This window comes from Nitratireductor soli, assembly GCF_001050155.1.
Lineage (GTDB): Bacteria > Pseudomonadota > Alphaproteobacteria > Rhizobiales > Rhizobiaceae > Nitratireductor > Nitratireductor soli.
The window spans coordinates 75256-98866 of sequence record NZ_LFVY01000004.1; the positions used below are offsets into that span (position 1 = coordinate 75256).

Annotated in this window: 25 protein-coding genes; 18 read left to right on the plus strand and 7 right to left on the minus strand. The window is 65.7% G+C overall.

The annotated features are described in order from the left end of the window. The first annotated feature begins 28 nt into the window (after positions 1-28). Both AB843_RS06025 and AB843_RS06030 read left to right on the plus strand, forming a co-directional pair. Positions 29-976, plus strand: coding sequence for a cupin domain-containing protein (locus tag AB843_RS06025; RefSeq protein WP_048645914.1), 948 nt, complete (start codon positions 29-31; stop codon positions 974-976). Positions 977-1094: 118 nt separating this feature from the next. Next, positions 1095-2093: an MBL fold metallo-hydrolase gene (locus tag AB843_RS06030; RefSeq protein ID WP_048645915.1), complete on the plus strand. Its 999-nt coding sequence runs from the start codon at positions 1095-1097 to the stop codon at positions 2091-2093. A 309-nt stretch (positions 2094-2402) separates the two neighbouring features. Here AB843_RS06030 and AB843_RS06035 read toward each other — a convergent pair whose 3' ends face one another. Beyond that, entirely contained in the window at positions 2403-3533 is a 1131-nt protein-coding gene (locus AB843_RS06035) for an FAD-dependent monooxygenase (RefSeq protein ID WP_048645916.1), read from the minus strand. A gap of 260 nt (positions 3534-3793) precedes the next feature. On the opposite strand from AB843_RS06035, the gene AB843_RS06040 reads away from it, so the two are divergent. The 15 genes from AB843_RS06040 (at position 3794) to AB843_RS06110 (ending at position 17479) form a co-directional block, all read left to right on the plus strand. Next, on the plus strand, positions 3794-4096 hold the full coding sequence (locus AB843_RS06040; RefSeq protein WP_048645917.1) for a recombinase-like helix-turn-helix domain-containing protein: 303 nt from the start codon (positions 3794-3796) through the stop codon (positions 4094-4096). Continuing rightward, positions 4086-4856 carry an ABC transporter ATP-binding protein gene (locus tag AB843_RS06045; RefSeq protein ID WP_048645918.1) on the plus strand — a complete coding sequence of 257 codons (771 nt, stop codon included), beginning with the start codon at positions 4086-4088 and terminating at the stop codon, positions 4854-4856. Before AB843_RS06040 ends, AB843_RS06045 begins: the two co-directional genes overlap by 11 nt. 91 nt (positions 4857-4947) lie before the next feature. Beyond that, a complete protein-coding gene (locus AB843_RS06050; protein WP_048645919.1) occupies positions 4948-5922 on the plus strand; it encodes an ABC transporter substrate-binding protein in 975 nt (324 codons plus the stop codon). A 59-nt stretch (positions 5923-5981) separates the two neighbouring features. After that, positions 5982-6749, plus strand: a complete 768-nt coding sequence (locus AB843_RS06055) for an ABC transporter permease (protein WP_048646112.1) — start codon at positions 5982-5984, stop codon at positions 6747-6749. A gap of 67 nt (positions 6750-6816) precedes the next feature. Continuing rightward, positions 6817-7857, plus strand: coding sequence for a Rieske 2Fe-2S domain-containing protein (locus tag AB843_RS06060; protein WP_048645920.1), 1041 nt, complete (start codon positions 6817-6819; stop codon positions 7855-7857). After that, entirely contained in the window at positions 7857-8594 is a 738-nt protein-coding gene (locus AB843_RS06065) for an SDR family oxidoreductase (protein WP_048645921.1), read from the plus strand. The genes AB843_RS06060 and AB843_RS06065 overlap by 1 nt, the downstream gene beginning before the upstream one ends. A 7-nt stretch (positions 8595-8601) precedes the next feature. Further along, positions 8602-9414: an alpha/beta fold hydrolase gene (locus AB843_RS06070; protein WP_048645922.1), complete on the plus strand. Its 813-nt coding sequence runs from the start codon at positions 8602-8604 to the stop codon at positions 9412-9414. Positions 9415-9434: 20 nt separating this feature from the next. Continuing rightward, the gene (locus AB843_RS06075; protein WP_048646113.1) at positions 9435-10361 is read left to right on the plus strand and encodes a VOC family protein; all 927 of its coding nucleotides are present in this window, start codon (positions 9435-9437) and stop codon (positions 10359-10361) included. After that, complete coding sequence (locus tag AB843_RS06080) at positions 10361-11149, plus strand: SDR family oxidoreductase (RefSeq protein WP_048645923.1); 789 nt, start codon at positions 10361-10363, stop codon at positions 11147-11149. The genes AB843_RS06075 and AB843_RS06080 overlap by 1 nt, the downstream gene beginning before the upstream one ends. 10 nt (positions 11150-11159) lie before the next feature. Then, on the plus strand, positions 11160-12833 hold the full coding sequence (locus AB843_RS06085) for a thiamine pyrophosphate-binding protein (RefSeq protein ID WP_048645924.1): 1674 nt from the start codon (positions 11160-11162) through the stop codon (positions 12831-12833). Between the two features lie 4 nt (positions 12834-12837). After that, positions 12838-13662, plus strand: a complete 825-nt coding sequence (locus tag AB843_RS06090; protein WP_048645925.1) for an aspartate dehydrogenase — start codon at positions 12838-12840, stop codon at positions 13660-13662. Positions 13663-13675: 13 nt separating this feature from the next. Then, a complete protein-coding gene (locus tag AB843_RS06095) occupies positions 13676-15169 on the plus strand; it encodes an aldehyde dehydrogenase family protein (protein WP_048646114.1) in 1494 nt (497 codons plus the stop codon). Continuing rightward, entirely contained in the window at positions 15166-16416 is a 1251-nt protein-coding gene (locus tag AB843_RS06100; protein WP_048645926.1) for an FAD-dependent oxidoreductase, read from the plus strand. The genes AB843_RS06095 and AB843_RS06100 overlap by 4 nt, the downstream gene beginning before the upstream one ends. Beyond that, entirely contained in the window at positions 16413-16880 is a 468-nt protein-coding gene (locus tag AB843_RS06105; RefSeq protein ID WP_048645927.1) for a flavodoxin domain-containing protein, read from the plus strand. The genes AB843_RS06100 and AB843_RS06105 overlap by 4 nt, the downstream gene beginning before the upstream one ends. Next, a complete protein-coding gene (locus tag AB843_RS06110) occupies positions 16880-17479 on the plus strand; it encodes a pentapeptide repeat-containing protein (protein ID WP_048645928.1) in 600 nt (199 codons plus the stop codon). The genes AB843_RS06105 and AB843_RS06110 overlap by 1 nt, the downstream gene beginning before the upstream one ends. Here the strand turns inward: AB843_RS06110 and AB843_RS06115 are convergent. The 5 genes from AB843_RS06115 to AB843_RS06135 all read right to left on the minus strand — a co-directional run bounded on the left by AB843_RS06115 (position 17470) and on the right by AB843_RS06135 (position 22051). Further along, on the minus strand, positions 17470-18288 hold the full coding sequence (locus AB843_RS06115; RefSeq protein WP_048645929.1) for an IclR family transcriptional regulator: 819 nt from the start codon (positions 18286-18288) through the stop codon (positions 17470-17472). The two genes, AB843_RS06110 and AB843_RS06115, sit on opposite strands and share 10 nt — an antisense overlap. Before the next feature lie 103 nt (positions 18289-18391). Next, entirely contained in the window at positions 18392-19150 is a 759-nt protein-coding gene (locus AB843_RS06120) for an iron ABC transporter ATP-binding protein (RefSeq protein WP_048645930.1), read from the minus strand. Then, entirely contained in the window at positions 19147-20115 is a 969-nt protein-coding gene (locus AB843_RS06125) for an iron chelate uptake ABC transporter family permease subunit (RefSeq protein ID WP_048645931.1), read from the minus strand. Before AB843_RS06125 ends, AB843_RS06120 begins: the two co-directional genes overlap by 4 nt. Continuing rightward, positions 20108-21115 carry an ABC transporter permease gene (locus tag AB843_RS06130; protein WP_048645932.1) on the minus strand — a complete coding sequence of 336 codons (1008 nt, stop codon included), beginning with the start codon at positions 21113-21115 and terminating at the stop codon, positions 20108-20110. The genes AB843_RS06125 and AB843_RS06130 overlap by 8 nt, the downstream gene beginning before the upstream one ends. A 6-nt stretch (positions 21116-21121) precedes the next feature. Beyond that, positions 21122-22051 carry a siderophore ABC transporter substrate-binding protein gene (locus AB843_RS06135; RefSeq protein ID WP_048645933.1) on the minus strand — a complete coding sequence of 310 codons (930 nt, stop codon included), beginning with the start codon at positions 22049-22051 and terminating at the stop codon, positions 21122-21124. 180 nt (positions 22052-22231) lie between these two features. On the opposite strand from AB843_RS06135, the gene AB843_RS06140 reads away from it, so the two are divergent. Continuing rightward, a complete protein-coding gene (locus tag AB843_RS06140; protein WP_048645934.1) occupies positions 22232-22519 on the plus strand; it encodes a DUF2218 domain-containing protein in 288 nt (95 codons plus the stop codon). 34 nt (positions 22520-22553) lie between these two features. Here the strand turns inward: AB843_RS06140 and AB843_RS06145 are convergent, their stop codons facing one another. Continuing rightward, the gene (locus tag AB843_RS06145; RefSeq protein WP_244467905.1) at positions 22554-23582 is read right to left on the minus strand and encodes a fatty acid desaturase; all 1029 of its coding nucleotides are present in this window, start codon (positions 23580-23582) and stop codon (positions 22554-22556) included. Positions 23583-23611: the final 29 nt, after the last annotated feature.

The window sequence follows — 23611 nt, forward strand, 5'->3', positions numbered from 1 at the left end:
CATCTCAACTCAGGAGAAAGGAAATCCGATGACGATGCACACGACCGCCACCTCGGCTCTCGCCCAGGAACTCGCTGCCCATACGGGCCGCTTCACCGACAAATCCTTCGACTGGAACGCCTTCCCGTCGAATGCCGGCTTCGACGATCTGGCGCGCGCCCAGATGCGCTACATCGGCGCCGGCGGTTCGCCGAAGGTCGGCGACACGTCGACGCTGAAGCCGGACCATTTCACCGTCAGCCTGATCCACAAGGAGCCGGGCAAATATGCCGCCTGCCACAGCCACGAGATCGAGGAGAGCTTCCTCATCATCGATGGCGTCCTGGTCGTCGGCTGGGAGAAGGATGGCGAGGTCGTCGAGGTCAAGCTCGGCGCCAAGGACATGATCCTCAATGCCCGCGAAATCGGCCATGGCTTCCGCAATGACGGCGTGACCCCGGTGCTGATGTCGATTTCGGTCGATGTCGGCAAGCCGCTGCCGCCCGTCTATCACTACCACCCGAAGGAGCATCCGGCGGAACTCGCCCGCAGCTTCGGCGCGGCCCCCGGCAAGACGCTGCCCTTCGACCGCAATGGCAGCCACCCGCTGCAGAAGCTGATGGGCCAGTATGTGGTGCGCCACAACGAGCTGCCGACGATCTGGGAAAAGGCGGGCTTCACCCGCAAGGTCTATGTCGGCCAGGGCAGCATCGAGCATGACACCTGCCGCAAGGAAATGCTCGGCATTCCCTCGAATGTCGGCATCAAGCCGATCGTCCGCGACGTGGAGGACGCCTATCTCGTCCTCGAGGGCTCGCTCACCGTCGGCTGGGAGGAGAATGGCGAGACCGTCGAGACCGAACTCGGCCCGCGCGACCTGGTCAAGACGCCGGCCGGCCGCAAGCACTGGTTCCGCAACAACTCCGCCGCCCCTGCCACGGTCTGGACGGTGATCGGCTCCGCCGAGCCGGACGGCATCGTCTACGAAGCCGCATAAGGCATCCAGCCGACACTGAAGATCGCGCCCCGGCCCGACCGGCCGGGGTGGCGCACCAGGCTGCGCATGCCCGCACTCTTGCCGCAGCCTCGACAGGATCACGAGGAGGAGAGAAAACATGCGCATCACACGCCGAACCGGACTGAAATTCATCGCCGCCAGCGCGGCGGCAGCTTTCCCGGCGCTGCCGGCCGTGGCGGGATCGCCGGCGGCTTCCGGCAAGGGAACCCGGCTGATCCTGCTCGGCACCGGTGGCGGCCCAACGCCCCTGCCGGGACGCAACCAGCCGGCCAACGTGCTTCTGGTCAATGACGAGCCCTATGTGATCGATGCCGGCAATGGCGTCGCGCGGCAACTCATGCTGGCCGGCATCGGCGCCCATCGCGTCGGCAAGATCTTCATCACGCATCACCACGACGACCACAATGCCGACATGGGCACGCTGATGGGGCTCGCCTGGTCGAACGGCCGCGCCGCGCCTTCCGATGCCTTCGGCCCGCCCGGAACGGAAGCGATGGTCGCCGCCTTCATCGATTATTTCGAGCCGAACGCGGCGGTGCGGCGTGCCTTCAGCGGCGGCAAGAAGCCGCCGCGCGACCTGTTCCGTGGCCATGACGTCACAGCCTCCGGCCCGGTCTTTGAGGACGACAATGTCCGCGTGACCTGCATCGAGAACACCCACTACCCGAACCACGGGCAGAAGGACGGGGCGCATCACGTCTCCTACAGCTACCGCTTCGAGACGGCTGACCGTGTGGTGGTGTTCAGCGGCGATACGGCGGCGAGCGCGGAGCTTGCGGAACTGGCCAAAGGCGCCGACGTGCTGGTTCACGAGGTGATCAACGCCGAGCGCACGGAAGCGCTGTTCAAGAAGAAGTTCGCCGAGCAGGGACGGTCGCCCGAGGAGATCGCGCGCGTCCTGAAGGCGGTCATCGCGATCCACACGCCGCTTGAGGATGTCGGCCGGCTGGCCGAGAGCGCCAGCGTCAAGACCCTGGTGCTCAACCATTTCGTGCCGGGCTTCGACCCGGAGGAAACCGCCGAAGGCTGGACCGCCGGCGTGAAGAAACACTATGCCGGCAAGATCATCGTCGGCGAGGATCTGATGGAGATCTGATGTGGTGCGGGGTGACGGATTGCCGTCGTCCCGCTCGCTGCCCATCCTGACGGTATTTTGCAGCCAAGTGGAATCACCTGGCGCCCGCATAGATGCGCAGATTCAATAACTTACTGCTTCCTTTGTGCGTCCAAACACCGTATGCGACACAATAGTTCGCATTCCGTTGCATCGATCCAATGCGTGGTTCGACAAGCTCACCATGAGGGCGGCTGGACCTGGCAGGGAGCCTGATTCCGAGACGTTGCAGATGGGTTCTGCCACCATATAATCTCCTCATGGTGAGCTTGTCGAACCACGCACGGCGCTCTAAGCCGCCTCGGTGAGTTCGGCCGCCCAGGCGTCGTATCCGTAGACCCAGTCGGCATTCGTGCCCTGCTTCAGCCAGTCATTGGCGAGCGATCCCTCTTGCACCTTGGCCGTGCGCGGGATGCGCGCTGCCTCGTAGCGCCTGAGCGCGCCGGCCACATTTGCCGGTGTTGCGCCGTCGAGGGCGCGGGCGAGCACCACCGCATCCTCCGACGCCATGCAGGCGCCCTGCGCCATGAACGGCACCATGGGGTGCGCCGCGTCGCCCAGAAGCGTGATGGCGCCTTCCGACCAGCGCTCCATCGGCTCGCGCACATGCAGCGCCGAGCGGGTGACGGTTTCGCAGGCATCGAGCAGGGCGCGCGCCTCGGGGTGGAAATCCGCGTAGGCCGCGCGCAATTCGCCGATATCGCCCGGCAGCGTCCAGCCTTCCTCGGTCCAGTCTTCCTGCGGCGTGGTGGCGAAGACGAAGATCTCGCTGCCCAAATTGAGTGGAAAGGTGACGATCTGGCGCTCCGGCGTCGGGCCCCACCATTTGGTGAAGGAATCAAGATTGGGAATGCCGTCGCCGCGCGCGCGGGGAAACACGGCGCGGTAGGAAACGAGGCCTGTGAAGCGCGGGTGGTCCTCGCCGAACAGCGAATGACGCACCGCCGAATGGATGCCGTCGGCGCCGATCAGCAAATCGGCCTCGAACCGCGTGCCATCGGACAGGATGGCGGCCGCGCCGCCTCCATTGCGCACTGCGGCCTCGACCTGCGTGGCAAACCGGATTGTCTGCGGCGCCAGCGCATTCTCCAGCGCGGCGAGCAGGTCGGCGCGGTGGATGGTGAGTTGCGGTGCGCCATAGCGTTCCTCGGCGGCCGTGCTCATGGGCAGGCGCGAGGTTTCTGCGCCGCTGTCCCAGGTGCGGCTGATGCGGTATTCGGGCCGGGCCGCCGTTTTGCGCAGCACCGCGCCGATGCCCAGCCCGTCAAGCGCGTGGACGGCGTTGGGAGTCAGGTTGACGTCGGCGCCGATGCGGCCGAAGGCGCGCGCGCGCTCGAATATCGTGACGTCGTGTCCCTGCTTTTGCAACGCGATCGCCGCTGCCATTCCACCGACGCCAGCGCCGGCTATGCCGATCTTCATTCGGGCTCACTCCCTGCCAAAATGTTCAAATATGAACTTTAAGTTCAAAAAATAACTGTAATGATTGAGCGCCGTCCTGTCAACGCGCTGCGGATTCTGAGGGTGCAGGACGTGGCTCCCGTCCTGCGCAGGCCGTGTATGGCGCGGCTTCAAGCCTCTTCGCGCAACCTGAAAAGGAGGGCGGTTGACTCCCGTCTGGCGATGAGGCATCCTATTTTTGAACAATATGTTCTTATTTGAACATCTACTGGGAGGTAGAGATGGACGCCTTCAAAGACCGCCTCTCGCAGCGCGCCTTCGACACGGGCCGTCCCGGACTGGCGCATCAGTGCCGGGGTCGCGCGCTGGATGAGCGCGAAAACGCGCTGGCCGATGCCCTGATGGCGGTCTACGCCACCGGCGAACACGATTTTTCCGCCGTTGCGCGGCAATTGGCCGAGAAGGGCGTCGTTGCGCCGCGTTCGGGCCGGACCGACTGGACGGAAGCGCTGCTGGCCGAGGAGCTTGCAGCGACGAACCGCGAACTTGACGCCGCTTACCAGGTCGATGGCTATGGCGCTTGAGTTTCGCTCGGTCACGAAGGAATTCACCACCGGAACGGGGCAGAACCTCGTTGCCGTCAACGACATCAGCTTCCGGGTGAACGAGGGCGAGTTCGTCTCGGTCGTCGGCCCGTCGGGCTGCGGCAAGAGCACCATCCTCAGCATGACAGCCGGCCTCTACCAGCCGACGCGCGGCGAGGTCTTCGTCAGCGACGATCTGGTGGGCGGGCCCAACGCGCATGTCGGCTTCATGCTGCAGAAGGACCTGCTTCTGCCCTGGCGCGACATCGTTTCGAATGTGGAGTTCGGGCTGGAAGCGCGCGGCGTGGCGAAATCGGAACGCCGCGACCGGGCCATGGCCGAGTTGAAGCGCTGCCAATTGTCCGGTTTTGAAAACCACTATCCCTACCAGCTCTCGGGCGGCATGCGGCAGCGCGCGGCGCTGGCGCGCACGCTGGCCATCAAGCCCGAGATCGTCCTGCTCGACGAGCCGTTTTCCGCCCTCGACGCGCAGACCAAGCTCCTGCTGCAGAACAGCTTTGCCGGAACGATCTCGCAAACCGGCAAGACCACGTTGCTGATCACCCATGACCTGTCCGAGGCAGTGCTCATGTCCGACCGCATCCTGGTTCTTTCGGAGCGGCCAGGCACGGTCGTCGCCGAGATCAAGGTGGACCTGCCGCACCGCGAGGAGCCGCTCAGGCGCCGGGTGATGCCCGAGGTCAGCGACTATGCGGCACAGATATTCAAGCATCTGAAGCTCGAGGAAAAGGCCATCTGACTTTAGCTTTTTTTGCAGTCAGGTCGTTTCACCTGACGTCCGCATAAATGCGGAAAAACAAAAAGGCACCAGAAAGCAAAGGGGAATTTTGATGAAACGCATGCTTCGTTCGACCATCGCCGCCGCCCTGTTGGCGGTTTCCGCCACCGCCTCCTTCGCTGCCGAGAAGGTGACCTATCTGTTCCCGGCGCCCGACTTCCTGCCGGCCTTCGCACCCTTCCAGCTTGCCAAGAGCAAGGGCTATTTCGATGCGGCCGGCCTTGACGTCACCTTCCAGGTGGGCAAGGGCGGCGCCGATGTGGCGACCCAGGTGGCGGTCGGCAATGCCGATCTCGGCGGCGGCATCGGCGACACGCCGATCATCGTGCGCGCCAATGGGCTCGACATTCGCGGCGTGGCCCTGCTCGGCGGTCGCGGCCTGACCCAGCTTGCCTGGCGCAAGGACAGCGGCATCACCGGGCCGGCCGACCTGAAGGGCAAGTCGATTGGCGTTCTCGCCTTCCAGGACACCACCTATTACAATTTGCTCGGCGTTCTGGCCTCGGCCGAAATGACCAAGGCGGATGCCGACATCCAGGCGGTTGGCCCGGGCGGCATCATCCAGCTCACCATTGCCGGCAAGCTGCACGCCATGTCGGGCGTTCCCGAATGGATCGCCGCCATCGAGGCCGCCGGCGTCGAGATGGAGCAGATGCCCGTCGACGAAGTTTTCCCCGCCATGGCGCAGGCGATCATCGCCTCCGACAAGACCATTGAGGAGCGCCCCGAAGTGGTGCGCGGCTTCGTCGGAGCGGTGCTGAAGGCCGTTGCCGACATCGCGGCCGATCCGGCGCAGGCCGCCAAGGATTATGTCGCCGCCATGCCGCAGCACGCCGGCAAGGAAGCCGAAATCGAAGGCATCCTGCGCTCCTATGCGACGCTGGTCTATCCGCAGGGTGAGAACCAGCCGCTCGGCTCTTTCGATCCCGAGCGCATCGCCAAGGTGCAGGCCTTCTATGTCGACAGCCGCATCGTCCAGACCGCCGTGCCGGTCGAGGACCTCTACACGAACGACTTCGTCCAATGACACAGGCCAGTTCCATGGAGGCCGGGGCAGGCGCCCCGGCCAAGGCAGCGAAACCCGCCATGAACACACAGCGCAACACGTTCCTTGCAAGCATGGCGCTTCTGGCGCTGGTGCTCCTTGCCTGGCAGTTCCTGCCGCCGGCGTTGGACGTGCCGAAATTCATCATTCCGACGGTCACCGACTGCCTGGCCGAGATGAAGCGCATGTGGGTCCAGGAGGGGCTTCTCGGCCACACGCTGTCGACCGCGCTGTACACGGTGCTCGGCTTTGCCATCGGCAGCCTGCTCGGCGCAGTGATCGGCTATCTGCTCGGCATGTCCGAGTTCTGGGAGAAGGTGCTGTCGCCCTATATCCTGGCATTGCAGATCGCCCCGAAGGTCGCCTTCGCGCCGCTCTTCATCATGTGGTTCGGCTACAATTCCATGCCGAAGCTTCTGGTGACGGTGCTGATCGTCTTCTTCCCGGTGCTGGTCAACGTGCTGCAGGCGATGCGCACCGTCGACCGCGATCTGGTCAATCTGGCGCGTGCCTACAATCTTTCCCGCTGGGGCATTTTCCTCAAGGTCGAGATGCCTTCCACGCTGCCCAATCTGATGGCCGGGCTGCGCATCGCCTCGACGCTCGCCGTCATCGGCGTGACGGTCGGCGAGCTGGTCGGCGGCAACACCGGCCTCGGCTTCCTGATTTCCTACGGCGGCGGACAGGCCAACGCGGCGATGGTCTTCGACGCCATCGTGCTGCTCACCGTGATCGGCTTCCTGCTCTACACCGTGCTGGTGCGGATCGAGGAGCGGGTGCTGCACTATCTGCCCAAGGCCCAGCAATAGTCGGGACTTGCCACAACCATTGCCGCCGGAAGCGGGAGGCTTCCGGATATCCACGACGGAGACGGACATGACAGCCATCGACAAGAAATCGCTGATCGAGGACCGGGTGAACAACGGCCTGCGCGGCCAATGGTATCCGGTGGCCAAGTCGGTCGAGATCAAGGCGACCAAGCCCTTTGGCACGCGGTTGCTCGGCGACAGGATCGTTCTGTGGCGCGACGCCGCGAACCGGCTGCGCTGCGTCGAGGATTTCTGCCCGCATCGCGGCGCGCCGCTTTCCTATGGCGAGATCCACGAGGGCAATATCGGCTGCCGCTACCATGGCGTCGTCGTCAATGGCGATGGCGTGGTGGTGCGGGTTCCGGCCATGCCCGAATGCGCGCTGGAGGGACGCAAGGCGCTGAAATCCTTCGAGGTCACGGAAGCGGGCGACGCCGTCTTCGTCTACGTGCCGTCGATCGAGCAGCCCGAAGCGCCGGAACTTGTGCTGCCGAAGGAACTGACGAGCGACGGCTGGACCGGTTTCCTGTGCACCGGCGAGTGGCAGGCAAACTACCGCTACGCGCTCGATAACCTCGCCGATCCGATGCATGGCTGCTACCTGCATGCGGAAAGCTTTACCCTGGCCTTCGGCTCCAAGCAGGATCTGATGAAGCTCGACAAGACCGATGCCGGCTTCCGCGTCAGCCGGGTGGGGCAGGTCGGCGAGAATTTCGACTGGACCGAATTCGAGGTGCATCCCGGCTCGATGTTCTGCTTCCTCGAAATTCCCTATCCGCCGGCGGCGGGACCGGGCGGCGTCTTCCGCATCATCGGCTTCGTCACGCCCGTCGACGCGACCACCTGCAAGGTCTTCTTCTGGCGCATGCGTCAGGTCTCGGGCCTTGCCCGCGAAAGCTGGCGCTTCCTCTACCGCGCCCGGCTGGAGCAGACCCATTGGGACGTGCTCGAACAGGATCGTGTCATGCTGGAAGGCATGCCGGACGATGCGCGCAAGCGCGAAATGCTCTACCAGCACGATCTCGGTGTCTCGCGCGTCAGGCAGGTGTTGACCCGCGCCGCCAAGAGCCAGGTCGAGGCCGAAATGGCAGAGGCCGCGGCCGAGTGATGCTTCAGGGACGCACCATACTGGTCACGGGGGCCGCGCGCGGCCTCGGCGCCGAGATCGCCAGATGCCTGGCTGAAAAGGGCGCCGACCTCGTGCTGGCCGACATCGCCGAGGAAGAAGGTCGTGCGGTCGCCGATGAAACCGGCGCGCGTTTCATCGGGCTCGATCTGGGCGATCCCGCGTCGATCGAGGCGGCGGGCAAGGCCCTGGCCGGTCACGGCGCGGGCGTCCTGCACGGCCTCGTCAACAACGGCGCCATCGCCACCGGCATTGGTGGCGTCCCCTTCGACGAGATCGACATCGACACCTGGGACCGTGTGATGCGCGTCAATGTGCGCGGCACATGGCTGATGACGCGCGCCGCAACCCCGCTTTTGAAGGCGTCGGGATCGGGCCGCATCGTCAACATTGCTTCCGATACGGCGCTGTGGGGTGCGCCGCGCCTGATGGCCTATGTGGCGAGCAAGGGCGCGCTGATGTCGATGACGCGTTCGCTGGCCCGCGAACTCGGCCCCGACCGCATCGGCGTAACGGCGGTCGCGCCGGGCATCCTGACGACGGAATCGACCGGCTATGTGCCGGAGGCCCGCCACAAGCTCTATGCCGAGGGGCGGGCGGTGCCGGGCGAACAGGCGCCGGGCGAGATCACGGAAATCATCGCCTTCCTGCTTTCCGAGGGCGCGCTCACGCTGACGGGACAGGTGCTGCCGGTCAACAACGGTTTTGTCTTCAACTGAGGCTGTCATGACATTTGCAAAGCAAACATCCGGCGATATCGACTATCTGGAGCGGCCCGGCGAGGGCGGCCCGGCGCTGGTGATGCTGCATGGCGTCGGCTCGAACGCCGCCTCCTTCGTGCCGCTCTTGCCGCATTTGCCGCGCGGCTGGCGGGTGATCGCCTGGAACGCGCCGGGCTATGGCGGGTCGGCGCCGCTCGATGTGGAATGGCCGCTGGCGAGCGACTACGCCGGCGCGCTGAAGGCATTTCTCGACCGGCTCGGGCTTGATCGCGTGCTGCTTGCCGGCCATTCGCTCGGTTGCCTGATGGCCGCGTCTTTCGTCACCACCCATCGCGACCGCGTCGCCCGGCTCCTGTTGAGTTCGCCAGCACTTGGCCATGGCGTGCCGCGTGGTGCTGCGCTGAGCGCCGCCGCCCAGGCGCGCATCGACGACCTGCGGACGCTCGGCGCTGAAGATTTCGCCGATCTGCGTGCGCCAAGGCTGGTCTACGAACCGGAGGTCAATCAGGACATCGTGCGCCGCGTGCGCGACGGCATGGCCAAGGTCAGCGCGCCGGGCTACCCGCAGGCCGCGCGCATGCTCGCCTCGGGCCGCCTGCTTGATGATGCGGAGCGGCTGCAGGTGCCGACCGACGTCATCGTCGGCGCTCAAGACGTCGTCACCCCGCCCGCTTCGGCGCAGCGCGCCCATGCGGCGCTGCGCGATCCCTGGCGCGGCACGCTCACGCTCGTGCCCGGTGCCGGACACGCCCTTTATCAGCAGGCCCCAGCAGCCTTCGCGGCCGCGCTGGAAGCGCTTGCGGAAACCGTCGGCTGAGGCCTAGAGGAGGAATGACCATGGCAGAGACCATTCGCGTCGGCAGTCTTCGCGGCATCATGATGCGCGGGCCGGGCATCACGAAGACGTTGCCCTTCTATGAGGACATGTGGGGCCTGAGCCTCGCCCATAAGGCGGACGGGGTGGCGCTCTTGCGCGGCACCGGCAGCGAACCCTTCCTGTACGGTCTGAAGGACGGCCCGGTCTTCGGCATCGAATATGTGCATTTCGCCATGCCGGACCGCGCGTCGATGGATGCGCTTCACGCCCAGGTGATGGCGCGCGGCGGCATCGCGCTGGGCGCGCCGGGCCCCTTCGACGACCATGCCGGCGGCTACGGCTTCGAGATGCTCGATCCCGACAACCGCCGCCTGCGTTTCCGCACCGAGGCGCTGAGCCTCGACGAGGAACCGGAATGGGCGAAGCCCCGCAAGGTCAGCCATGTGGTGCTGAACACGCCGGACATGGAGGGCGTGCAGGAGTTCTACGCCCATGTGCTGGGTTTCCGGGTGTCGGACTATTCGGCCGACCAGATGGTGTTCCTGCGCTGCAACACGGATCACCACTCGATCGCCCTGGTGCGCGGCGACTACGCCAGCGTCAACCACGTCGCCTTCGAGATGCCGTCGATCGACGAGTTCATGCGCGGCATCGGCCGCATGAAGCAGAAGGGACACGTGCCGACCTGGGGGCCGGGCCGGCATGGGCCGGGCAACAATCCCTTCGCCTATTTCGTCTCGCCTTCGGGCTTCGTGATCGAGTTCACCTCCGAATTGCAGCAGATCGACGAGGCGACCCACGAGGCGCAGGTCTGGCCGCGCGACAATCCCGAGGCGATGGACCGCTGGATGACCGCCGGCCCGCCGACGCCGGCCCAGCGCGCCGTGATGCAGGGCCGCCCCGATCCCGGTTTCCCCGAACTCGCAGCGGCCAGGAGCAACGCCTGATGCACTACGGATATGATGGCAAGGTGGCGGTGGTGACGGGCGGCTCGTCCGGCATCGGTCTCGCCACCGTCGAAACGCTGCTGCAGTCGGGCGCCAGCGTGGCGCTCTGCGCCCGCACGGAAAGCCGGCTGAACGATGTGGCGGCGGTGCTGGTGCGCGACCACGGCCAGGAGCGGGTCATGGCGCGCGCCCTGTCGGTTCTCGAACCGGACGCGGTCAAAAGTTTCGCCGGCGAGGTGGAGGCGCGCTTCGGGCGCTGCGACCTGCTCGTCAACAATGCCGGTCAGGGGCGCATCTCCACCTTCGCCGAAACCGGCGATGACGACTGGCGCGCCGAATACGAATTGAAGCTGTTCAGCCAGATCCACCCGACGCGCGCCTTCCTGCCGATGCTGCGCAAGGCAAAGGGAGCCATCGTCGCGGTCAACTCGCTGCTGGCCTACCAGCCCGAGCCGCACATGGTCTGCACCTCGTCGGCGCGCGCCGGCGTGCAGAACCTCGTCAAATCGCTGAGCGTCGAACTGGCGCCGGACGTGCGGGTGAATTCGATCCTGCTCGGCCTCGTCGGCTCGGGCCAATGGTCGCGCCGCTTTGCCGAGCGCGAGGACCAGAGCCAGAGCCGCGCCGACTGGTACGGCGCGCTGGCGGCCAAAAAGGGCATTCCGCTCGGCCGTCTCGGCAACCCGGCCGAAGCCGCCGCGGCAATCGCTTTCCTTGGCTCGCCGGCGGCGAGCTACATCACAGGCGCCCAGCTCGAAGTGTCGGGCGGCCTGTCTCGTTACATTTGAAGGACACGGGATGAAACTCGAAACAATCACAGTCTCCGAGACGGTCGGGGATTTCATCGCCCGCTATCTCGCCGAGATCGGCGTCACCACCGTGTTCGGGGTCATCTCCATTCACAACATGCCGATCCTCGACGCCATCGCCCGCCAGGAGCGCATCCGCTTTGTGCCGTCGCGCGGCGAGGCCGGCGCCATGAACATGGCCGATGCCTATGCGCGCGTTTCGGGAGAGCTCGGCGTGTGCCTGACCTCGACCGGCACGGCGGCCGGCAATGCGGCCGGCGCGCAGGCCGAGGCGCTGACGGCGGGATCGTCGGTCCTGCACATCACCACGCAGGTCGATCTCGAATTCGCCGACCGCGACCGCGCCGCGATCCACGACGTGCCACGCCAGCCGGAAATGCTGCGCGGCATCTCCAAGGCGGTGTTCCGCATGTGGGACGCGAACGGCGCCGTCGGCGCGCTGACGGCGGCGGTGTCGGCGGCACTGTCGGCACCGACAGGGCCTGTCAGCCTGGAAATTCCCGTCGACGTGCAGCGCAAGCCGGCGCGCTCGACCGCGCGCATCCACAAGCCGCAACCGACCCGGCCGATCGCCCCGGACACGGTGATCGACGAGATCGCCGAGCTGGTGAAGGCTGCCAAGCGTCCGCTTCTGTGGCTGGGCGGTGGCGCGCGCGCTGCCGGCAAGGAAGCCACCGAACTGATGCGCCGCGGCTTCGGCATCGTCACCTCGACCAATGGCCGCGCCATCGTTTCGGAAGCCGAGCCGGCAAGCCTCGGTGCCTTCAACATGACGCCGGAGGCCGTCGAGCTCTACCAGAGCTGCGACCTGATGATCGTCGTCGGCTCGCGCATGCGCGGCAACGAAACGCGCAACAACAAGATGCCGTTGCCCCGGCCGCTGGTGCAGGTCGATGCCGACGCGGCGCAGGGCGGCCGCAATTATCCGGTCGAGGTGTTCGCCCATGGCGATGCAGCCGATACGCTGGCGCGCCTGCTCCAGCGCCTGCCGGACACGCTCGATACCGACACCAATTTGTCCTTCGACATCGCCCGCACGCGGGCCACGGCCGAGGGCCGGATGCGCGACGTGCTCGGGCCCTATCGCGTCGTCGCCGACACGCTGGCAGATCGCGTGTTTTCAGGCGGTCATCCGTGGGTTCGCGACGTCACCATCTCGAACTCGACCTTCGGCAACCGCTATGTCCGCATCGCCGGGCCCAATCTCGGCGTCCACGCGCTTGGCGGCGGCATCGGCCAGGGCGTCGCCATGGGCGTCGGCGCGGCGGTTGCTTCGAAGGGCGCGAAGGCGATCACGCTTCTGGGCGACGGCGGCACGATGCTCGGCCTTGCCGAGATGATCACCGCCGTCGAGGAAGATGCGCCGCTCGTCTACCTGCTGATGAACGACAAGGCCTATGGCGTGATCCAGAACATCCAGGACGCGCAATATGGCAGCCGTCGGCACTATTCGGCGCTGGCGACGCCCGATTTCGCCGGCTTCTGCAAGGCGATCGGCATGCCGCATCGGTTGATCAGCGATGTCGCGGAGTTTCCCGCCGCCCTCGACGAAGCCGTCACTGCAAAGGGGCCGCGCCTGATCGAGATCGACATGTGCGCCATCGGTCCGTTCAACGAAGCGTTCGCCGGCCCGCCGGCAGGCGCTGCCGGCAATGGGGAGTAGCGCAATGCGGCTTGGATTGATCGGCTTCGGCAACATCGCGCTGACGCTGCTCGGGCAGCTCGCCGAGACGCTCGATGCGCCGCTGGAGCACTTGACGGTGCTGTCGCTGCCGGAGATGGAGGCAGAAACCGAAGCCCGGCTGAAGGGCGATTTCGCAAGCGTCGCCCGGGAGGCCGTCGTGGTCACCGATGCGCGGGAATTGCTCGCCCATCGGCCCGGTCTGGTGGTTGAATGTGCCGGGCACGCCGCTGTCGTGGCGCATGTGCCGCCAGTTCTGCACGCCGGCATCGACGTGGTGATCGTCTCCATCGGCGCCCTGTCCGATGCGGCGCTGGAGGCGGAATTGCGCGCGGCCGCCATTGCCGGCGGATCGCGGCTGATCCTGCCGGCCGGCGCGGTCGGCGGCATCGATCTCCTGGCCGCACTTGGCGCTGCCGGGGGGCTTGAAGTCCGCTATCGCGGCTCGAAACCGCCGCTTGCCTGGAGCGGCACGCCGGCAGAACAGGCGCTTGACCTCGGCGCGCTGAGCGAGGCCGTCACGTTTTTCACCGGCACCGCGCGCGAGGCGGCACGCGATTTTCCCAAGAACGCCAATGTGGCGGCGACGCTGGCGCTGGCCGGGGCCGGCTTCGAGGCGACGCATGTGGAACTGGTGGCCGATCCGGCCGCGCCCGGCAACGTCCATGAGTATTCGGTCGTCTCGCCGCTGGCGAAATACTCCATGCGCATCGAGAACCTGCCGTCGGCGGGCAACGCCAAGACATCCGTTTCGACGGTCTACAGCGTGCTGCGCGAGATCCGGAACCGGATCGGTCCGGTGGCCATCTGAGGTGGAGGCGAACATGATCGAATTGCCGCAGAACAAACTTTTTGTCGCTGGCGAGTGGGAAGAGGGAACGGGCGCGGAGATCACCTCGATCTTTCCTGCCGACGGCAGCGTCAACCGCGTGCTGCGCGGTGCTTCGTTGGCCGATGGCGAACGTGCCATCGAGCGCGCCAAGCGGGCACAGATGGACCCGGCCTGGCGCAATCTGAAGCCGCATGAGCGGGCACGTTTCCTCTATGCCATCGCCGACGGCATCGAGGCGAACGCCCAGCGCATCGCTCACATCCAGAGCCGCGACACGGGCAAGACCTTGCGCGAGACGGGCGCGCTGGCCGCATCGGCCGCCGGCACGTTCCGCTATTTCGGCGCGGTGCTCGAGACCTCCGACGAGGCGCTGACCGCGCAGCGCGGCAACGCGCTGACCATGTCGGTGCATGAGCCGCTGGGACTTGTCGGCGCGATCACGCCGTGGAACTCGCCGATTGCCTCGGACGCGCAGAAGGTTGCCCCGGCGCTCGCCGCCGGCAATGCCGTCCTTCTGAAGCCGGCCTCCTGGTCGCCGCTCGTCTCTCTGGAACTGGCGCGGATCATCGAGGCGTCGGGCCTGCCCAAGGGATTGTTTTCCGTGCTTCCGGGTTCGGGCCGCGAAATCGGTAATCTGCTGGTCGAGCATCCCGACATCGCCAAGATCAGCTTCACCGGTGGCACCGAAACCGGCCGGGCGCTTGCCGTCAAGGCGGCGCAAAAACTGATGCCGGTATCCCTGGAACTTGGCGGCAAGTCACCGACCATCGTTTTCGCCGATGCCGATATCGAGCAGGCGCTGGCCGGCGTGCTGTTCGGCATCTTCTCCTCGACCGGCCAGAGCTGCATCGCCGGCGCGCGCCTGTTCGTCGAGCGGCCGATCCATGCGCAATTCGTCGAAAAGCTGGTGGCGGCGACGAAACGCCTGAAGGTCGGCCATCCCTTCGAAGCGGACACCCAGGTCGCGCCGATGGTGCATTTCGACCATCGCGACAGCGTTGCCGAGCATGTGCGCAAGGCGCGCGACGAAGGGGCCGAGCTGCTGGCCGGCGGGACCGCACCTCAGGGGCCGGATTTCGACAAGGGCGCCTACTACATGCCGACGATTCTCGCCGGCGTCGCCAACACGGCGCGCATCTGCCGCGAAGAGGTGTTCGGACCGGTTCTGGTGGTCCTTCCGTTCGACGACGAAGCCGACGTCATCGCCCAGGCGAACGACAATGAATATGGTCTGGCCTGCGGCATCTGGACCCGCGATTTCCCCAAAAGCTGGCGCGTCGGCACGGCCATCAGCGCCGGCACGGTCTGGGTCAACACCTACAAGCAGTTCTCGATCTCGACGCCGTTCGGTGGCGAGAAGGAGAGCGGCATGGGCCGCGAGAAGGGCCGCGACGGCATCCGCGCCTACATGGCGCAGAAATCGTTCTACACCGATCTGTCGGGCATGCCGCACCCCTGGGCGGCGGCCACGGTGCAGGCGTCATGAGCCGCGCCGTCGCCATTGTCGGCTCGGGCCCGTCCGGCTGCTATCTGGCGCAGGCGCTGCTGAAGGCGGCGCCGGAGCTGCGGCTCGACCTGGTGGACCGCCTGCCGGTGCCTTATGGTCTGGTGCGTTATGGCGTTGCTCCCGACCACCAGGGCACCAAGGGCGTTATCCGGCAGTTCGAGCGCCTGTTCGAGCGCCAGGGCGCCGGCTTCGTCGGCAATGTCGCCGTCGGCGAGGATGTCGGCCTCGACGATCTGCGCGCGGCCTATGACGCCGTGGTGCTGGCCGCCGGATTGTCCGCCGACCGCACGCTCGGCATTGCGGGCGAGACGCTGGAGGGCGTCCATCGCGCCGGCCGCCTGACGCGCGCGCTCTACGAGCATCCCGACGCCGAACCGCTTCCGGAACTTGGCCCCCGTGTGATCATCATGGGCAATGGCAACGTCGCCATCGACATAGTGCGCCTGCTTGCCAAGACGCCGGACGAACTGGCCGGTTCCGATCTCGGTCCCGTGCCGTCCGCCTGGCTGGCGGGGTCCGGCATCGAGGAGATCGAGATTGTCGGGCGCTCGCCGGCGGCGGCGGCGAAGTTCGATGCGGTCATGGTCAAGGAACTGGCGAAACTCGAAGGGGTGCGCATTCGCGTTCTGGGCGCCGGCGCCAGCGATGATCCGGAAGGCGCGAAGAAGATCGCTGCGCTCGAGGCGATCGACGGTCACGGTGCCGGCCCGCGCCGCATAACGTTCCGTTTCGGCCTGACGCCGATGGAACTTGCCGGCGAGGGCGGGCGCATCAGCGAGGCGCGTTTTCAGGATGCGCAGGGCAGGGCCATCGCCTTGCCATGCAGCGCCTTCGTCACGGCGATTGGTTTTGGCGCGGAAGGCGTGTTGCCGCGCGACGCGCTCATTGGTTCGGCAGCCGACCGGGAGGCGGGCGTCCTTGCGCCCGGCCTCTATGCGACCGGCTGGTTCCGTCGCGGGCCGCAGGGCACCATTCCCGACAACCGCGCCGACGCGCAGCTTCTGGCAACGCGCATCCTGGCCGATCTCGAGGCGGAAGGCACGCCGGCGCAAAAGCCCGGCCGGAACGCTTTCCCTGCCTGGGCGAGGGCGGTCGGCTACGAAGGCTGGAAGCGCATCGATGCCGCCGAAATCGCCGCAGCGCCGGAAAACCGTTGCCGCGTCAAGATCGCCTCGCGCGAAACCATGCTGGCGTTGGCCCTTCAGACAGAGGAGTGTCCTCAATGAACATCATGCTTTTGTACGGCACCGAGACCGGCAATGCCGAGATGCTGGCCGAGGACATCATGGCCGAGCTCGACGGCGATCACGATGTGGAATGCCGCAATCTGTCGGATTTTGCGCCCGACGAATTCGACCGCAGCCGGCTGCACATGATCGTCTGCTCGACCTATGGCGATGGCGAGTTGCCGGCATCGGCACAGCCCTTTGCCGAGGCGCTGAAGGCGGCCGCGCCCAGCCTGTCGGGCATCCACTTCGCCATCTTCGGCCTTGGCGACAGCGAGTACGAGGAGACCTTCAATTTCGGCAGCAAGGGGCTTGCCGAATTGCTGGCCTCGCACGGCGCGGTGCAGATCGGCGAGCGCATCACCCACGATGCCTCGGGCAGCGACATGGCCGAGGATCTGGCGTTTCCCTGGGCCGCGCGGATGGTGGCGCTTGCCGAGGAAAAGATCGGCGAGAACGCCTGATGAAGGCCGCCGAAATCCGTGCGCTGGTTTCGGTCCCGTGGCGGCACGGCGACTGCGTCGACCTTTCAGGCGTCGTCTGCGACGGGCCGCTCGATCTCGCCGGGCTCGACCTGACGGGCGTTAACTTCACCGACGCATCCTTTCCTGACGGGATCGATGCGGCAGGTGCCCGGTTTCTCGGCGTGAGCTGGTTCAGCGGCGTGCGTTTCGGCGGCGTGGCCGGCTTTGCGCGGGCGCTGTTCACCAATGATGCGCGCTTCGACAACGCCGCCTTCGCTGCCGCAGCGCAATTCGACGCGGCGGAGTTTCGCGGCATTGCCCGGTTCGACGAAGCGCGGTTCGCTGGGAATGCGGATTTCCGGGGCATCGCGTGCTATGGCAATTTCTCGCTGCAGGGCGTCCGGATGGGTGGGCCGGCGTCGTTCCGGCAGGCCGAGTGGCTGGGCGGGCTGTGGTGCCAGGATGCGCGATTGCCCGAGGGCGTTGATTTCTCGCTGACCCAGGTGCATGGCCGATTGTGGCTGCGCCGCGCGCTGGCGGGAAACGCGCCGCTACGTGATCGAGCCTTCACCCTGTCTTACGGCTACAGCTATAATTGATCGGCCGACCAGCCGCGATAGCCGAGCGCTTCCGACATGGCGCGCGCGGCGGCCTTCAACTCGTGCTCGATCTTGTCCACCAGCGGGCTGTCATCGGCGAAGACGCTGGCGTGGCCGGTCACGTTGATGGCGCCGACGGCGCGCGCCTGGTGATCGTGGATGGCGACGGCGGCCGAGCCGATCTCCCGTTCGAAATTGGCGACGCTCCACGCCATGCCGCGCACTCGGTCCGCCTGCAACTGCGCTTCCAGATCCGCCAGCGAGGTGCGCGTCTTGGTGGTGAACGATTCCATCACCTGGCCGGCATAGAGCGCGCGCAGCGATGCCTGCGGCAGCTCGGCCAAGAGGATGCGCCCGATGGTCGTCGCGTGCGCCGGCAGGCGCGTGCCTTCGCGCACCGTGCTGGCGAGGTGCGAGTTCGGCGTCTCGCGCGCCAGATAGACGATCTCGCGGCCTTCGAGGACGCCGAGATGGGCCGAAAGATTGAGCGACTGGACCAGTTGCTTCAGGAACGGCCGCGCCACCTGAAGGATGCCGCGCTCGTTGAGCGCTTCGGAAGCGAGCGCGATGAGCCCCGTGCCGAGCCTGTATCCGCCATCGTCGGCGATCTGCTCCAGAATGCCTTCGGCCTCGAGCGTGGCGAGCAGCCGGATCAGCGTCGTGCGGTTGATGTTGAGCGCCTTGGCGGCGCCGCTGATGTTGCGGCAGCGATTGCCGGCGGCTACATAGCGCAACAGCGCGACCGCGCGCACCACCGGCGGAACCACGTAGAGCGGCTCCTGTGTCTCGTTCTGCTGGGTCTCGGCCATTATGATTCTCGCTGCACTGCGCGTATTTGCACAGTTTAATCATATTTGAACGCAGCGATAGGAAAAATATCCGCGCGTCGGCCGTTGCCCACCGATCAGGCTGCTACAGATAATGCAGGCCGAGACGGTGGCCATCGACCTCGCGCACGTCGATATGGGTGTCGTAAATGTCGCGCAGGACCGCCTCGCGCATGAACGTGTCGGACGTGCCTTCCAGCACGACGCGGCCGTCGCGCATGGCGACGATCCTGTCGGCATAGATGGAGGCGAAGTTGATGTCGTGCACGACGACGACGATCGACTTGCCGAACGTGTCGGCTGCCCGGCGCAGCAGTTTCATCATCGCCGCCGCGTGCTTCATGTCGAGGCTGTTGAGCGGCTCGTCGAGAAGCACGTAGTTCGTGTCCTGTGCCAGGACCATGGCGACGAAGGCGCGCTGGCGCTGGCCGCCGGAAAGCTCGTCGAGGAAACGCCCGCTCAGCGCCTCCAGGCCGAGATAGGCGATGGCCTCGCGCACATGGCGCTCGTCCTCCGCCGTCGGCCTGCTGCCGCAATGGGGAAACCGGCCGAAGGTCACCAGTTCCTCGACGGTCAGCCGCATGCCGACATGGTTGACCTGCCGCAGGATGGCCAGACGCTTGGCGAGCACGTCGCTTTTCGTCTTCTGCACGTCCAGCCCGTCGACCCGCACCGCGCCGGCGCTGGGCGTGATGAGCCTGGCGATGATCGACAGCAGCGTCGATTTTCCCGCGCCGTTCGGTCCGACGATCGCCGTGATGCCGCTTTCCGGCAGGACGAGGCTCACATCGTCGAGAACGGTCTCGTCCTCATAGGTTTTGCTGACGCCGGCGATTTCGATCATCGTTTCAGGTCCCGGTAGAGCAGCAGCATGAAGGCGATGCCGCCGGTGAATTCGATAATGATGCTGAGCGCCGTGTCGAAGCCGAAGACGCGTTCGAAGATGGTTTGCCCGCCGACCAGCGCGATGATGGCGATCAGCGTCGCCGCCGGCAGCGTGTAGCGGTGGCGGTCGGTGCCCAGCGCCTGGTAGGCGAGGTTGGCGACCAGCAGGCCGAAGAAGGTGACGGGGCCGACAAGGGCCGTCGAAACCGAAACGAGGATGGCGATCATGGCGAACAGCAGCATCACCACGCGGCGATAATCGACGCCGAGATTGATTGCCACGTCGCGGCCGAGCGCCAGCACATCGAGCCGGGCGAGCAGCCGGCGGCTGAGGATGGATGTGGCGACGACGATGACGCCGGAGACGAGCAGCAGTTCCTGGTCGATGGTGTTGAAGCTGGCGAAAAGCTGGTCCTGCAGGACGATGAACGCGTTGGGATCGAGAAGCCGCTGCATCATCAGGGAAAGACTGCGGAAGAACACGCCGAAGACGATACCGGCCAGCACCACCAGATGCAGGCCGCGATGGCGGCCGAGAAACAGCCAGCGAAACAGTAATAGCGACAATCCGCTCATGATGAGCGCTTCCACGATGAAGCGCAGGCGCGGGTCGAAAATCGACAATTGATGCGCGCCGAGGAAGAAGACCACGGCGGTCTGGATCGCCGCATAAAGCGCATCGAAACCCATCACCGATGGGGTGAGGATGCGGTTTTGCGTGATCGTCTGGAACAGCACCGTCGAGGTCGCCACCGCGTAGGCGACGAGCGCCATGCCGATCAGCTTGGTGCCGCGGAAGGCGAGGATGAAATCCCACTGTCCCTTGGCGCCGAGCGTCATGAAGACCGCCGCGGCCACAAGCGCGCCGCCGGTCAGGCCGGCAAGCACCAGCCTTGCCCTCCGGGTGGATTGCCGTTCAGCCAAAACGCGCCCGCCGCCGCAGGAGAAGATAGAGGAAAATGGCCGACCCGAGCACGCCGACCACCGTTCCCACCGGGATTTCATAGGGAAAGCGCAAGGTGCGGCCGGCAATGTCGCAGGCCAGCAGGAAGGCTGCCCCCGAAAGCGCCACCCAGGGCAGCGCGCGGCGCAGATTGTCGCCGACCATCATGCGCACCACATTGGCGACGATCAGGCCGAAGAACGGCACGGCGCCGGCGGTGACCACCGCCGCCGCCGCCACCAGGGAAACGATGCACAGGCCGAAGGCCAGGATGCGCCCATAATTGAGGCCGAGATTGCGGGTGAACGCCTCGCCGAGGCCGGCGACGGTGAAGCGGTCGGCCGCCAGATAGGACAGCGCGGCCAACAGTCCGGCGATCCATAAGAGCTCATAGCGGCCGCGCAGGACGCTGGAGAAATCTCCATTGGTCCATGCGGCGAGCGATTGCAGCAGGTCGTAGCGATAGGCGAGAAACGTCGTGACCGCGTTGATGACGCCGCCGAACATCAGGCCGAGCAGCGGGACGATCAGGCTGGCGCTTGAGGGGATCTTGGCGACGAAGCGCAGGAACAGGAACGTCGCCGCCAGGGCGAACAGCGCGGCCACGAGCATCTTTGAAAAGATCGGCAGGGCCGGAGCCAGAAGCGCCGTCGCCAGAAGGCCGAGGCTTGCCGCCTCGACCGTGCCGGTGGTGGTGGGTTCGACGAAGCGGTTGCGAAACAGCATCTGCATGATGATCGCCGCAACGCCCATCGACATGCCGGACAGGACGATGGCCAGGGTGCGCGGAATGCGGCTGACAAACAGGAGCTGCAACGCCCTGCCATTCTCCCCGCCCTCCATCAGCGCGCCAACGGACATGTCGGCGACGCCGATGAAAATGCTCGCGGCGGCGAGGACCAGGACGAGCCCCGCCGCCAGGATCAGCCCGGCGGCGGAGCCCCATATGCCCGAACCTGCCGGCAATGCCCGCACGGCCATGGAGGCCTAATCCTGATTGCCGAGGGCCGTGGAAATATTGTCGACAACCGTCTGCAGCGAGGACATTCCGCCGCCGACGAGATACCAGCGCACCGTGTCGGCGTAGAAGATCCTGCCGTTCTTGGCGGCCTCGGTGGCGGCGATCAGCTCGTTGTCGAGCGTCTGTCTGGCCGTCTGGCCGGAATTGCCCACCGCCGAATCGCGGTCGACGACGATCAGCCAATCGGGGTTGGTCTTGAGAATGAACTCGAAGGAAACGGCCTCGCCATGGGTGGCAGCCTCGACATCGTCGACCGCCGGCTTGATGCCCAGATCCTGGTGGACCCATCCGAAGCGCGAGCCGGTGCCGTAGGCGGAAATCTTGCCGCCATTGGTCAGGATGACGAGCGCATTGCCGGCGCTTTCGGCCTGCTTGCGCAGATCGGCGACGGCGCCGTCGAGCTTGGCGATCAGTTCGGCAGCCTTGTCTTCCTTCCCGAAAATGCGCGCCAGCGTCTCGGCGTTTTTCTTGGCGCCGGTAAAGAATGCCTCGGGCGCCACCGTCAGGTCGATGGTCGGCGCGATGCGCGACAGGGCCGCATATTGCGGGGCCGAACGGCCGGCGACGATGATCAGATCGGGAGCCGCCGCATTGACCGCCTCGAAATCGGGCTCGAACAGCGAGCCGATCTTCGCATGGGCGTCGCCGCGATACGTCTCCAGATAGTCGGGGATGAAGGCGGACGGCACGCCCGCCACCTCGACACCCAACGCGTCGAGCGTGTCGAGGGCTGCGAGATCGAAGGTGAAGATCTTTTTCGGCACGCCGTTCAGGACGGTCTCGCCTTGCGCATGCTGAACTTTGATTTCCTGCGCCTGGGCGAGGCTTGGCAGGACGAGGGCCGCCAGGAGGAGCAGCGGCGATAAGCGCCGGGCGAGGAAATGGGCGTTCAGCATGATCGATTGGCTCCACGATGAGAAACGGGTGGGGCAGACGGGCCATGCAGCATTTCCGCAGCAGGATCCCATCTTGCCTGGCCACCGGTTATCAAATATGAATATGACAATCAACTTTAATGGCGCGGCAATGAGCCGTTATCGCCAATGTGGATTTCCCGGTTTCAAGGAGTTCTGCCAATGCCCCGTTCGACGGCCGTCATCGCGACCGGACACGCGTCCAAATATCTTCAGCAGCTTTGCAAGCATTTTGCCCACAAGGTCTCGGTCGAGTTCGATACCGAGCGCGGGCGGATCGATTTTCCCTTTGGCGAATGCGGTCTGCGGGCCGGCGAAAATGCCCTCACCATCGACTGTACGACGAAGACCGATGAGGATATCGAGCGGGCTCAGAATGTGGTCTTCGACCATCTGAAGCGCTTCGCCTGGCGCGAGGAGCTCGAAGCCAACTGGTCGGTCTCCGTCTAAACGGTTCAGTGCTTCATGGAATGGCTGCCTCGGTCTATCCGGCCGCCCGCGCTTCACGGAAGGACACCAGGCGCTTGGCTTTCTCGTCCCACAGGACGAGTTTGACGCAACCCAGGCTCTCGAGAAAGGTGATGCGGCTCGTCTCGCGCAGTTTGGGATGGTCGCGCAGGACCTGCGGAAGGCGATAGAACGGCACCTTGCTCGACAAATGGTGCACGTGATGGATGCCGATATTGCCGGTGAACCAGCGCAGCACGGCGGGCAGGTCATAATGCGAGCTGCCATGCAGCGCGGCGCGCTGGAAGTTCCATTCCTCGCCCTCCGACCAGTGCGTTTCCTCGAACTGATGCTGGACGTAGAACAACCAGACGCCGACGGTCGCCGCCATCAGGGTGATCGGCAGCTGCACCATCAGAAATGGGCCGAGCCCCATCAGCCAGACCAGGCCGGCCACCGGCAGCGCAATGCCAAGATTGGTGGCGATGGTCGAAATCCAGGGCTGTGCGCCGTCGCGCATCATGCCGAACGGCAGGCGGTACTGGCATAGGAACAGCCACGCCGGTCCAAGGCCGAACATCACCAGCGGATGGCGATACAGCCAATAGCGCATGCGGCCCCACCACGGCAGGGCGCGATACTCGCCGACGGTCAGCGTTTCGATGTCGCCGACGCCGCGCTTGTCGAGATTGCCGGCGGTCGCGTGATGCACCGCGTGGCTGCGCCGCCAATAGTCGTAGGGGGTCAGGGTGAGAACGCCGATGGTGCGCCCCGTCCAGTCATTGGCCATACGTCGCGGAAACAGGGCGCCATGGCCGCAATCGTGCTGCAGGATGAAAAGGCGGACCAGAAAGCCGGCCGCCGGGATGGTCAACAGGAGACCGGGCCAGAAGCCGTACACCGCGGAGAGGGCAGCCAGCGTCCAAAGCCCGGCAAAGGGAAGGGCGGTGATGACGATCTCGACCGTGCTGCGGGCGATGCTGGGTTGTCGATAGCGTGCCAGCACGGCAGTCCATGCACGGGCATCGTCTTCAATGGCGGCGCCATCGGCGGTGTTGTTTGTCAAAGAACCTCCCAGGCCCGGGCCTTTGCCCA